This window comes from Thermodesulfobacteriota bacterium, assembly GCA_034189135.1.
Lineage (GTDB): Bacteria > Desulfobacterota > Desulfobacteria > Desulfobacterales > JAUWMJ01 > JAUWMJ01.
On sequence record JAXHVO010000125.1, the window covers coordinates 1 to 12,435 of the forward strand.

At 43.5% G+C, this 12,435-nt stretch carries 11 protein-coding genes; 2 read left to right on the plus strand and 9 right to left on the minus strand.

Going from position 1 to position 12,435, the window contains the following annotated elements:
* Nucleotides 1-114: 114 nt before the first annotated feature.
* The 4 genes from SWH54_17735 to yqeC form a co-directional block, all read right to left on the minus strand.
* Nucleotides 115-768, minus strand: a complete 654-nt coding sequence (locus tag SWH54_17735) for an NAD(P)/FAD-dependent oxidoreductase (protein MDY6793111.1) — start codon at nt 766-768, stop codon at nt 115-117.
* Nucleotides 769-1,004: 236 nt separating this feature from the next.
* Entirely contained in the window at nt 1,005-2,456 is a 1,452-nt protein-coding gene (locus SWH54_17740) for a PLP-dependent aminotransferase family protein (protein ID MDY6793112.1), read from the minus strand.
* Between the two features lie 516 nt (nt 2,457-2,972).
* Nucleotides 2,973-4,034 (minus strand): XdhC/CoxI family protein, encoded by a 1,062-nt coding sequence (locus tag SWH54_17745; GenBank protein ID MDY6793113.1) that lies wholly within the window; start codon nt 4,032-4,034, stop codon nt 2,973-2,975.
* Nucleotides 4,035-4,044: 10 nt separating this feature from the next.
* A complete protein-coding gene (gene yqeC, locus SWH54_17750) occupies nt 4,045-4,833 on the minus strand; it encodes a selenium cofactor biosynthesis protein YqeC (GenBank protein MDY6793114.1) in 789 nt (262 codons plus the stop codon).
* Between the two features lie 194 nt (nt 4,834-5,027).
* On the opposite strand from yqeC, the gene SWH54_17755 reads away from it, so the two are divergent.
* Nucleotides 5,028-5,678, plus strand: coding sequence for a nucleotidyltransferase family protein (locus SWH54_17755; GenBank protein MDY6793115.1), 651 nt, complete (start codon nt 5,028-5,030; stop codon nt 5,676-5,678).
* Between the two features lie 341 nt (nt 5,679-6,019).
* Here the strand turns inward: SWH54_17755 and SWH54_17760 are convergent, their stop codons facing one another.
* From SWH54_17760 to SWH54_17775, 4 genes are all read right to left on the minus strand, one after another.
* On the minus strand, nt 6,020-7,324 hold the full coding sequence (locus SWH54_17760; protein ID MDY6793116.1) for a TRAP transporter large permease: 1,305 nt from the start codon (nt 7,322-7,324) through the stop codon (nt 6,020-6,022).
* Nucleotides 7,325-7,813 (minus strand): TRAP transporter small permease, encoded by a 489-nt coding sequence (locus tag SWH54_17765; protein MDY6793117.1) that lies wholly within the window; start codon nt 7,811-7,813, stop codon nt 7,325-7,327.
* 138 nt (nt 7,814-7,951) lie between these two features.
* Nucleotides 7,952-8,974, minus strand: coding sequence for a TRAP transporter substrate-binding protein (locus SWH54_17770; protein ID MDY6793118.1), 1,023 nt, complete (start codon nt 8,972-8,974; stop codon nt 7,952-7,954).
* Between the two features lie 365 nt (nt 8,975-9,339).
* Nucleotides 9,340-10,632, minus strand: a complete 1,293-nt coding sequence (locus tag SWH54_17775; GenBank protein MDY6793119.1) for a phenylacetate--CoA ligase — start codon at nt 10,630-10,632, stop codon at nt 9,340-9,342.
* 31 nt (nt 10,633-10,663) lie between these two features.
* Here SWH54_17775 and SWH54_17780 point away from each other — a divergent pair, with 31 nt between their 5' ends.
* Nucleotides 10,664-10,864 (plus strand): hypothetical protein, encoded by a 201-nt coding sequence (locus tag SWH54_17780; GenBank protein ID MDY6793120.1) that lies wholly within the window; start codon nt 10,664-10,666, stop codon nt 10,862-10,864.
* A gap of 87 nt (nt 10,865-10,951) precedes the next feature.
* Here SWH54_17780 and SWH54_17785 read toward each other — a convergent pair whose 3' ends face one another.
* Nucleotides 10,952-12,136: a Xaa-Pro peptidase family protein gene (locus tag SWH54_17785; GenBank protein ID MDY6793121.1), complete on the minus strand. Its 1,185-nt coding sequence runs from the start codon at nt 12,134-12,136 to the stop codon at nt 10,952-10,954.
* Nucleotides 12,137-12,435: the final 299 nt, after the last annotated feature.

Here is a 12,435-nt window from a genome sequence, read left to right on the forward strand (position 1 = left end):
AAGGTAGCCAAGATTTGATTTACTACTGGCTGCCATCATTTTGAACGGTAGTAATTTAATGAACGAACATAACCAACCGGCTGGCTCGTAAAACCATGACTTTTCGTTCAGGCACTAGATAAGAGCCTCCTTTAAGTTTTCAATACCAACTCGATCAACGAACCGCGCCATTCGCTCTTTTCTTTTGGCTTTATCTTGGTAGTACTGCAAACATCGTTTGGTTAGATCAATGACCTCTTCTTCAGCAAGGTCTTCTTTCAATATATCTCCAATCCGGGGGCGCCTGGCAGAGCTTCCCCCAATGATAAAAGTCCAACCCTTTTTTTTCCCGTAAATTCCTATATCCCGAACAAAGCTTTCACCACAGCAAAAGGGACAACCGGAAACACCGATCTTGACTTTGGCCGGCAGATCCATACCCGAAAAAAAAGTTTCTATTTTCATACCGAGTCCTAAAGAGTCCTGAACGCCGAATTTGCACACTGCCGTTCCCGGACACGCCTGCACATAATGCAAACAAAGTTCAACCGCTTTGCCGACATCCATTCCGAGTTCATCCCAGATATTATCCACATCTTCTTTCTGCATACCGACAAGTGCAAACCTCTGACCGGAGGTGATTTTAATTACCGGTATGTTGTATTTTCTGGCAACTCTGGCGATAGATTCTAAATCAGTCGGTGTTAACATGCCGACAGGAATTCTCGGAACAATTGCGTAGGTCTGTTTATCACGCTGAAGGATTGCACCATTTGGATGGTCTGCCATTTCATATCTCCTTTCAATTTTGTTATCTGTTTTTGCCTCAAATTTCACCATATATTGATAAAACTATAACCAAAGATTTTTACCACATGCTTCAATTGTTGTTATTACATAAACCAGGTGAAACCTAACAAAAATTCCTTATACAGAAAAATTAACAAGGGCACGACATGTGGCGCCCTTCATTTTGTTATAAAAATACAGATTCATTAAAAAGGAAACCATTGATGAAATTATGTTCAGGACTTGCCGGTATCACGCCCCATCCCTTTAATGATACCACCAAGTTGTTGTATTGCATGTTCCATGGTTTTATCCCAACGACCACCATAGCCGATCCGTATGTACTGGTCAAAGCTGTCAAAGCTGGTACACAGAAAGCCGGGTAATATTGAAATCCCCTTTTTCTTAGCTTCCAAATAGACCTCACGGCCTTTGATACCGTTGGGAAGTTCTATCCAGATGGATTGCCCGCCCAAAGGGGAGGTCATCTTAATCGTCTCAGGAAAATGCCTGTTCAGGGCCGCCGCACAATAACTGTACTGTAATCTTATATTTTCTCTAAGTTTCCTCAAATGTCGATGATAAGTTCCTTCTTTGAGGTAGCTTGCCACCAGTGCTTGATTTAATGTGGACGATATCAGGGAAAGATTCAATTTCATTCTTTTAATGGGTTTCTTGAACCGGCCGGAAACCACCCATCCGACCCTCAGACCTGGAGCAAGAACTTTTGAAAATGATGAACAGTATAACACATTGTCCTTTGTATCCCATCTCTTTATGGGATTGGGTCTGTATTCTCCGAAATAAATTTCTCCGCAAATATCATTTTCAATGATGGGAATCTCTTTATCACCAAGCAAATCCAGTAATTTCTTTTTATTATCATCAGGCATGATAAATCCGAGGGGATTTTGGCAATTGGGATTAACGACGCAACAGGCGATTTTTTCCTGCTCAATGATCGTTTTTACCGAGTTTAGGTCAATACCGTTATCCGGATCTGTCGGCATCTCCAATGCATACATATCGGAATCTTTGATGGTTTGCCTCAACCACGGATCCGTGGGCGATTCCACCATAACGGTATCTCCGGGATTGGAAACCGCTTTTAAGCTAAGGCTTAGGGCTTCAGTACACCCATTGGTAACAATGATATCTTCCATGGCCACGGATGGAATAATGGGAAACAGCAGGTTAGAGATTTGATAACGGAGTAAAGCATCTCCTTGGGGATGGCCATATCCGGCAATCACATCGGGTATTTGTTTTTGTGGAATTGACTTTAAGTGTTTATGAAGGCGCTTAAAGGGCAAATGATCAGGCGCGACAGCCACGCTGCCAAGTTTTAATATATGGGGGTTACCCATATCTTCTGTCAATTGATGGATCAGATTATCAAGGTTGACTTTCTTGGGGACCATTTCATGATGCTTCATTTCAGGAGGATGTCGCAACCTTTCCAAACGAGGTTTAATAAAATAGCCGGATCGATGACGGGATTCAACCACCCCCCTTTTTTCAAGTTCAACGTAGGCTTGAAATACGGTAGTCATGCTATAACCGGTTCTCTGGCAAAGCGTTCGTAATGATGGCAGCTTTTCAGAAAGCTTAAAAGCACCTTTTTCTATTTGATTCTGGATCCGATCTGCCAGATCCGCGTACAGAAATTTCCCGTTTTTATTTTTCATTTCTGCTCTGGTTTTTTTTTACAGCTTCTGCATCTGTTATTTTGGTAAATTATAGCTATACTATTTTACAAATGAATCCATTTGCTAACAAAAAATTGAAAAGGAGAAAACAAATGTTTAAAGATGCTTTAATGGTCATTCGGTATCTGGTCTCCGCCGAAGAGTCCCGAATAGGGAGAACGGATTATTGGAATAGTGTTTTTCTGGCAGACAAGACACCATTTAATAGAACCTGTTTAGAAATCTCTAAAGTATTCTTTGTAATGATACTGTCCACCTGTATGATGATGGTGCTATCCCAATTATAATATAGAATTTTTCCCAAAAGCGGTTTGTTATTGAACATATGAATGCCTGGCCAGCACTTCGGTTTGGTAAAGACTACTGAATCAAAAAAACACCTTTTCCAAACCCCTTGGCATCGGTGTAGATGGAAGTATCAACAAAATTATTCAGCTATACTGTTCGCCATAAATATGTTCCGTTTTAAATGAGGTCTTTACAATCCGGTATTTTTCAAGGGTCTCGATCAGATGATGCCCTTGCCTGGATCAATTCCGCCACGATGCTGACCGCGATTTCCTCAGGGGTCTCCGCATCGATATCCAACCCGATGGGGGAATGAACCTGCTTCAATCTTTCATCTGAAACCCCTTCTTCCATAAGCGCCTGGTAGATTTTTTCCCTTTTTCGCTTGCTTCCGATCATTCCGATATACCCATCTGACCTTTTCAGCGCTTCCCTAAGGACATTCAGATCCTGGATATGTCCCCGGGTAATGATTACAATGTAAGATGAGGAAGAAATATGTATTTTTTCAAAAACATCTGAAAACGGAAGGACGATCAATTCATCCGCCTGTTTAAATCTTTCTCTATTGGCAAACTCTTTACGATCGTCGATGACAATTACCCGAAACCCCACCATAGACGCCAGTGAAGCGACAAATGTAGATACATGCCCGGCACCGAAGAGGTATAGAATATCATAAGGCCTGATGGGCTCAACAAAAACCGATTCTTTTCCTTTTTCCATTTCTGTTAACTTCGGTGTCTTGATTTTAAGAAATTGTGCCCATCTTTTTTTATCTCCCCCGGGAATGATCCCTATTTCACCCGTGGTTGATCCATCTTCTTCAATCAAAAGGCGGCTTTTATCATCAACCGGCCCAATTCCATCTGAAACCAGGGTCAGGAGTACCCCTTTGCGACCTTCATTTATCAGGCTGCCGATTCTTTTAAATATTTCCCCTGCAACAGCATTACGGGGAAATAAAGGTTCCAGGTAGACATCAGCGCTCCCTCCGCAAAGCATATCGGTTTGGGCCACTTCATCCCCGGTCAGCTCAAAATGCATGACACTCGATTTCTTCTTTTTTAAACACTCCTTCGCCCTTTCCATAACCCTGTATTCCAGAAGCCCCCCACCGATGGTGCCTTTCAGAGAACCATCTTCCAAAACGAGGCATTGGGTTCCGGCAGCCCGCGGAATGGATCCCCTCTGTTTAATAATCCGCGCCAGTATCAACTTTTTTCCCTGCTGCAAATAGTTACTGATTTCTTCAAAATGGTTTTCCATACAGCTCTCCTTAGGGCTCGCTCACATCATGATATTCTACCACAGGTGATTGGTGTAAGGCTCTTCCGATAACCACTCTTTTCACTCTGTCAGGTCGGATTTTGCAAATGATATTGACAATTTTTCTTCCTGACTCCACCAACATTGTATTATCCGCCATATTCAAAAACACAACTTTTTTTGCATGGGAAGGACAGCCTTTCATAATCCCGTTTTTATCAATCAATGCTGCGGCAACCGACTCTTCGCTAACCGGATCTTTATGTTTGAGTCCGGTGAGTTCGGCAAATAATTCGTGCCTGAACACCCACCTTTCCTCCAGGGGTTTGCCAATGCTCTTCAAACCAATAATTCCCACAATCCAACCTGAAGAGTCTGGAATAACCGGCTCATAAAAAGCAGGCGCTTTCAGAGATTTTCGGGCAGCTCCATCTGCTTCCACCAGTATCCATTGAAAAATTCCTGATTTGCTGATTTCATCAATGACTTCAGGCTCGAACCCACTGATTTTTCCCTCAGGAGTATCTGCTCGTTGAGAAGCGGCAGAGATGTGAAGATGATCTTTTATCAGAAATTTTGTTTGATCCAGCACTTCTTTACAAGAGTCAGACAGGATCACATGAGGCGACTGATCTTTGGAAGGCATCATAATTTTAGTGGTGGTGGTGGTCAAAACCGACTCTCCTGCATTGGAAAGCTCATGGGCAATTCTAAACATCAGGCTCGTTTTTCCACCTGCACCGGTAAAACTGACCACACCGCCTTTTTCAAGAGTCAGCGCTTTCCTCAAGGATACCATGGTTTAGATATTTTCCTTATTAGATCTTTAAAATCTGATTAATATACGATGTTTCCTTTTGCCCTGCAATATGTTATAAATTTTAGCGTGTTTGATGTTTAGGGCCCTGTTTTTCCCCATATTTTTTACCGCTTTTCATAAATATGTTCCGAAATATTAAATTGCGATATATTCGGTTTTAAAAAAAACGTTTTTTGACAACCGATATAGAGGAACTTTATCCGGTGACCTGGAAAAAACCGACAGCAGGAATTATCCTGGCAGCTGGGATTTCAGAAAGGTTTGGAACACCCAAACAGTTAGTAAAAATAAAGGGAAGTTACATGATTGAACATGTGATCCGTGCTTCCCTTGATTCGAATCTTCACCGGATCTTTCTTGTTCTCGGCCACCAGCAAAATAGAATCTATAAAGCAGTGGCGAAAAATATTAAGCGTTTTCATAACAGCCGGCTTGAAATTGTCAGCAACCGCCACTACCGGCAGGGAATGAGCAGCTCCATCCGTGCAGGGCTATCTTCAGCCGGCAATGCATTCGGATCGGTTATGTTCCTGCTGGGAGATCAGCCCATGGTAGATTCCCGCTTAATCAATCTCATGCTTAACCGATTTTACCAATCTGATAAGAACATCTGTGCGCCCGTATATAAGGGAAAAAGGGGAAACCCCACTATTTTCAGCAGTAAATTTTTTAATCTTCTGTTACGAATTGAGGGAGACTCCGGCGGCAGAGATATTATTATGGCCAGTCCCGATGACATGCTTACCATAGATACTGATTCGCCTGCCTGCGTTTATGATATTGATACTCTTAGTGATTTAGAAGAATTAAAAACAATTGTTTAGTATAAGATTTTTTCTCCAATTTGATTGCAGGAAAGGATTCGAGGATTCAAGGGTTCAAGCGTTTCTTTTGTTACCATTTCCTACCCGCGCTAAATTTTCTCTTTACTTTATATATATCATCATCCTTAAGAGACTATATATTTTCTTTATTTACGTAATTTAAATCACTGTCTTTACCCTTTTGACCATCCATTCGGCTCTTTTTAATTCTTTAGAATTATTATCCTCCGGTTCTGCGGCAGACCACTCGAGCCCTTGAATCCCTGAATCCTTTAAAAAATCATCAATTCTTTCGAAGATGATTCTATTATAAAAAATTTCACAGATGATTTGCAGTTAATTCAATATGCCATTTTCGGTATGATCAAAACAATTTGCGGAAATACAATCAGGATGATGATGCTGATCATACATGCGATCAGGAAAAAACTGACGCTTTTGAAGATGGTCTCAAGTGGCACATCCGGAACAAGCGCCTTGACCACGTAGATATTTACCCCCACGGGCGGAGTGATCGCCCCCATGGTGGTGACCATGGTAATGATGATTGAAAACCAAACCGGGTCAAAGCCTAAGGCAATCCCCAGGGGGAAAAAAATCGGAATCGTAAGAACGAGAAACCCCAAGGAGTCCATGAAACAACCACCGATCAGGTATATGATCAGAATGAGTGTAAGCACGATGTATGGAGATACCGGCAGTCCTGCGGCAAAATCGGCTATGATGAAGGGCAGGCGGGTAATCGCCAGAAAACGGCCGAAAATGATGGCACCGGTGACTAGGACAAAAACAAAACAGGAAATCTTCAAGGTCTCACGCATGGACTTCACTATTCCAGACCAGGTCAGTTTCCCGGCCACAGCGGTAATAACCAGCGTGAGAAACACCCCTACCGCACCTGCTTCCGTGGGCGTAAAAATACCGATGTAGAGCCCTCCTATGACAAACATGAATATGACCAGGGCTTCTATCACCCCGATGAGTGATTTTAGTTTTTCCTTAAAGGTTGTTTTCGGCCCTGCCGGACCGTATTCAGGATACAGCCTGCACAATACAAAGATGGTCAGGATAAACAGCAGTCCAAGAAGCACGGCCGGAAGTATTCCCGCCAGAAACAGTTTGATGATGGACTGTTCGGTCTGAAGTCCGATGATGATAAGAACAATGCTGGGCGGCATCACCGTGCCCAGCGTTCCGCCGGTTACAACGGTTCCTGTGCTAAGGCTGTCACTATAGGTATACTTTTTCATCTGGGGCATGGCAACGGCTCCCATGGTGGCGGCTGTCGCTGTATTTGACCCGCATATTGCAGCAAAAAGCTCGTCTGCAGTTATGGTTGCAATAGCCAGTCCTCCCCTCCAGTGACCAATCCATTTGTAAGCAGCATCGTAAAGCCTTCCGGCTATTCCGGCATGAAATGCCAGGTACCCCATAAATATAAAAAGAGGTATGACGGTAAGTCCGTATTTAGAAAAAGTCACCCAGATATCGGTACCCACCATGTTTAAGGCAGCCTTAAATGAAATGATATAGCTAAATCCTAAAAACCCTACGATTGCCATGGCAAAGCTGACAGGCATGCCGAGAAGAAACAAAGCGAGGATCAGTATGACTATTCCGATGATTCCGACGATTGCAGCATCCATCTATCCTGCATCCTTTTTATTGGCAAAGTATTTGAGAAATTCGATCAGCATGGCAAATCCCAAGGCAAAACATCCTAAGGCCACGGCAAAGGTAAATGGGTAGTATACGATTCTCAAGGTTTCCGTTGTTTCGCCCGTTTTCAACAGATTTACCCCAATTTTTGCAATTTGCCAGCCGGCAAGGAAAAAGAAAACCAAACAGATGCCTGAATTAATGCAACCGATGATTTTTTGAATCCTTTCGGAAAAACATTTTACCAGGATATCGACCGCAATGTGACCTTTTTTGATTTGGGTATATCCAAGTGCAAAGGCGGTGATCACCGCCCCTGCATATCCCATGAGCTCAAAAGTTCCTTTGACCGGGATCCAGACCATTCGGCAAAAAATGTTGGCGCATGTCAACACGACCATGCCTGCCAGAAAGACGCCCCCCATGACTATCAATATTTTGTTTAGAGCCAGACTGATTTTATCAAGAGTTTCCATATCAATCCTTTTTTTAAAAAAGAATCATGTCGAAATCTACCGAAAAGCTGGAAAGTATGCGGATTCCAGGTGCTTTTTAAAATGATAGAACCCGAAACCCGCATTAACTATTGCGCTCATTCAAATACGCGTATTGATTTATTTGGAGTATTTTGAAACCAACTTTTTTATGTCTTTTACAATTTTTTTCGCCGGCAACCCTTTCTCTTTCGCACCGGCAATCCACTTGTCGTTTAAAAACTGCAGCTTTTTATCCCATTTGGCTTTTTCTTTTTTTGAAAGCGTGATGAATTCAACATTATGGGTCTTTTTGGACCAGCTTACCGATTCTTTTACATGCTCGTCCATATAATTTCCCGTCCATTCCGATTGTTCCACCACCAATTTGTCCATTACCTTCTGAACTTTTTTCGGTAAGGCGTTCCATTTATCCATGTTCATCACCACCGAAAAAGGATAAATCACCGTGTTGGTCATGGTGACATAACCGCACATTTCAGCAAATTTGAAGTCTTTCATTGTTTCCAGAGATGAATACAGCCCCTTCACCACACCTTTTTGCAAGGCTTCCACAGTGGCCGGCATGGGCATACCCACCGGGTTTGCTCCCCATGCACCCAATATCTGGGCAGCCCCACCTGAAGCTCTCAAATCCAGCCCCTGAATGTCTTTTAAAGTCCTGACAGGTACTTTAGACATGATATTGGTAGGAGCGGTGGTAAACATAGCCAGAACTTTGACCTTGGCAAATGCTTTGGGTTTATACTTTTTATAAATATCCAACAGAACAAGGCTACCCGCCCTTGAATTGGGAATTCCCATAGGCAGGCTGGTGGCATTGGTCACCACAAAACGTCCAGGTTGATAAGCCATGCACAGGCATCCGATATCAGCCTGTCCGGCGATAACACCATCCATCATGGCTTTGGCGCCGAGCAATGTGCCTCCCGGAAAGGTTTGAATTGCAACAGCACCGTTGGTCCGTTTTTCCACCTCTTTTTTCCACCTTTCCATCTGAACGCACGGAAATGTGGGTGCAGGCGGAAAGTTGGCGTAGCTTAGTTTAATCGCACCGGCGGTGGCCGATACCGGCATAAAGATGGTCACAGTAAATGCTGCAATAAGAATTCCGGCAACAATCATTCCTGACTTTCGTTTCATTTCGAAGCCCTCCTTTTATAAGTATTCACATTACGATAATCCCCTTAGCCTCCTGAAATTGTTTGAACAAGACCCGGTTATTTTCTTTGAAATACTCTGTTAAACTTTCACCTCCTTCCATACGATTTGCCAGGCTAGTCGACATACAAAAGCGTTCATTTTTGTAACCCTCAGGTGGATAGGCTTAAGGTCTAAGACTGTTAGAAAAAAGAAAAACCACAACGCATTTTGAAGCCATGCTGGTATAACAATCTAATATTCCCGTCGAGTCATGACAATCGCGCTCTTCCATCCCCTTCAGCCTTCAGTCTAAACGCCTTCAGCCTTACTACGTGATTAGTTGCTTATTACTAACTGTTTATGATTTACTGTGGTCTGTTATCAAATATTCTTTTGGATTTCCGTTCCGATCTCGGAAGGCTGCAGTAATCCACCAGCTCTACCTGGCAACCCACCATGATCTGTTTTTTTATTTCTGTTGAGATTTTTTTCTCCAGCTCCGTTCTGCCTAATGGATCCGTAGTGGTGTTGCACTCCACTTTAAGAAGCATGTAATCTTTTCCATCCGCTTTCCTTTCGAGAAGCACTTGATATTCGCAACTGATATCGGGAATACCGGATAGGATTTCATCTATCTGGCCGGGATAGATATTCACTGCACGGAATATGATCATGTCATCGGTTCGACCCATGATACTGTCATGCATCGGCAGGACATTGCCGCACGAGCACGGGTGATCGATTAACCTGCTTAAGTCCCGTGTCCGGTATCTAATCAAAGGAGCGGCTTGTTTGCTGAGGGTGGTAACGACCATTTCCCCGGCTTCACCCTCTGCCACGGGTTCCATGGTTTCCGGGTCCAGTATTTCCAGAATGTAGTAATCCGCCCAGTAGTGGATCCCCTCATGCTTTGGGCAATCTAATCCTGTACCGGGCCCGTAAAGTTCGGTCATTCCGGTGATATCAAATAAGTCCTCGAGTCCGATGAGTTCTTTAATTTTTTTCCTCATGGCCGCAGAACTTCTTTCGGATCCGAAAATCATTTTTTTCAGTGCAATCTTATCTTTCAAACCTCTTCGGTGTATTTCTTCGGCCATCAGCAGTCCCATGGAAGCGGTGCAGCACATCACCGTAGATTGCAGATCAACCAGAAACTGACACTGCATGTCTATATTTCCCGGTCCCACCGGTATTGCCATGGCGCCAAATTTTTCACATCCCAGCTGAAATCCCACGCCCGCTGTCCAGACACCATACCCCACCGCTATCTGAACCCTGTCTTTCTTGGACAGCTCGGCCATTTCGTAACATCTGGCGAAAAATCGGGCCCAGTCGTCTATATCTTTTTGGGTATAGGCAAGAATTTTCTTTTTCCCGGTGGTTCCGGATGAAGCGTGGATTCTTACCACCTCTGCTTCCGGTACGGATAAAAGCGGCAGCGGGTATCCATCTTTGAGATCATTTGCCATGGTAAACGGAAGTTTTTTGATATCTTCAAGGGAGTTGATATCATCAGGACGGACCTTTACCTCATCCAGCCTTTTCCGGTAAAATGGGCAGCCCTGGTATGCGTGTTTAACCGTCCATTTCAGGCCGTTTAACTGGTGGGCTTTCAATTCTTCTAAATCCTTAAACGTTGGCATAAAAGTTTCTGTCATGTCATGTTCTCCGGTTTAGGAACAGTTTCTGGTGGCAGGTTCTGCGGTGGCACCGGTATCTGTTTTAAAAATGGTGGAATCTAAAATCACTCCTTATTCTTCTGTTGCTGTTTCAATACTCACCCATCCATACAGGGCGTCCTTGGGGAAATTTATAGTGCCACTGGTTTCCAAGAAAGTCAAGCCGCTTGGGAAGGTGACAGATGGACCTGATAAGCAAAGGGTTCCATGATTTCTGCTAGCGTTTTTTTCGTTAGTCATCAATTTTCTCATTAATCTTACCAGACTTCACAAAGCCTTTTAAGAAGTACCGGGTGGCTTAGCAAATAAAAACTTCTACCGGCACCTGACTGATCATCCGATGCCCTTCATCTGTGACCACAAAGACACTTTCAATGCTGGCTGAAAATTTGTTTTTAAACACCATCTTGGGTTCTAAGGCAAAGGTCATTCCCGGTTCAAGCTTTTCCTGTTTATTCTCGGCAATAATCGGCCCTTCTATAAGTTCAAGGCCTATACCGTGACCGATAAAAGACACCTTCTCACCCGGTGGTCCGAGATAGGGCTCTTCATATCCCAAACGCCGGGCACAGGATACCGAATAGCGAAAAAGCTCGTCCACGGTCACTCCGGGTTTTACGATTTTAAGCACGTTATCGTGAATTTCCATGGCACCCTGGCATGCCTTCATGGCGCGTTTCGGCATGGCGCCGATACTGAACATCCTTGTCACGTCCATATGATAGCCGTTTAGCTCAAACACAAAATCAATCATGATCGGTTCATTTGCTGCAAGCCGTTTGCTTCCAGCTCCACACGGAAAGGCGGCCGAGGTACCTTCACCGCTGGCAGGTGAGTCTAAGAGGCCCACCATTCCTCCGCTTTTCCCACTGAGAATATGCCAGGGGTATCCTTCGGTATGGATGTCTCGAACCCGAATAAATGCATCGGGGCTGTGATTTCGCGCAAAGGCTTCCATCATACCGGCGAACTCCATTTCCGAAAGCCCGGGCCGAATGGCGGCTTTTGCATATTCAAAGGTTTTTTTGAAAACACGGCCTGTGTTTTCCATTTGCTCAATTTCCCAGTTTGATTTGATTCTTCTGACTTTAAGAATATATACCGAGCCGTCCACACAATTTTGCTCTGTAAATATCCCACGCAAACGGTTAAAGTTATTGACCGGTAGAACATCCAATTCAAAAGCTAAAACCGATGGCAGTCGACCGTAAAAATCTGAAATCAGGTTGGGGATCTCTCCAATCGATTTAAACCCAACCATATTCTTTACGGCAAATTCTTTTTTTTCAACAAAACGCCTTTGTTTTATTAATAAAAGCGGATCTCCCTCGCAAGGGATATAGAGAAATCCGTTTGAGCGGGTACCCGAAAAATAAAGCATATCCACAGACTGGGTAATCAATAGCCCATCAATTCCGGCTTGTTGAAGCTGCGCCTGTATGTTTATTTTCCTATGGTCAAGTTCGCTCTTAGGTACCTTCAAGGATTGCTCCGGAAAAATTCATCATCATATTGTCTCATCTGAAGATAACGCATATTGGATTGAATGGGGGATCTCTTGCCCCATGAATTTACTACGGATTGATGGGTATTTTAAGCAAAATAGTTATTGACATTGAATATTTGTATACCGTATACAGTATACTGGTTGCTATTGCAATACAATTTTATTTGTTTTTTATGGAGAAGTTTATGAAACTTTGCTTAAACAGCAATATTTTATCCGCTAAACATGCAATCGCTTCCCCTCTTCTCGTCCACTGGCCTGCACTGAATGCTGTC

Coding starts and splice junctions, on each gene's coding strand:
- SWH54_17765 (MDY6793117.1), bottom strand. CDS start 7,813: ATGGAAACTCTTGATAAAATCAGTCTGGCTCTAAACAAAATATTGATA.
- SWH54_17745 (MDY6793113.1), bottom strand. CDS start 4,034: ATGGAAAACCATTTTGAAGAAATCAGTAACTATTTGCAGCAGGGAAAA.
- SWH54_17775 (MDY6793119.1), bottom strand. CDS start 10,632: ATGACAGAAACTTTTATGCCAACGTTTAAGGATTTAGAAGAATTGAAA.
- SWH54_17770 (MDY6793118.1), bottom strand. CDS start 8,974: ATGAAACGAAAGTCAGGAATGATTGTTGCCGGAATTCTTATTGCAGCA.
- SWH54_17735 (MDY6793111.1), bottom strand. CDS start 768: ATGGCAGACCATCCAAATGGTGCAATCCTTCAGCGTGATAAACAGACC.
- yqeC (MDY6793114.1), bottom strand. CDS start 4,833: ATGGTATCCTTGAGGAAAGCGCTGACTCTTGAAAAAGGCGGTGTGGTC.
- SWH54_17760 (MDY6793116.1), bottom strand. CDS start 7,324: ATGGATGCTGCAATCGTCGGAATCATCGGAATAGTCATACTGATCCTC.
- SWH54_17740 (MDY6793112.1), bottom strand. CDS start 2,456: ATGAAAAATAAAAACGGGAAATTTCTGTACGCGGATCTGGCAGATCGG.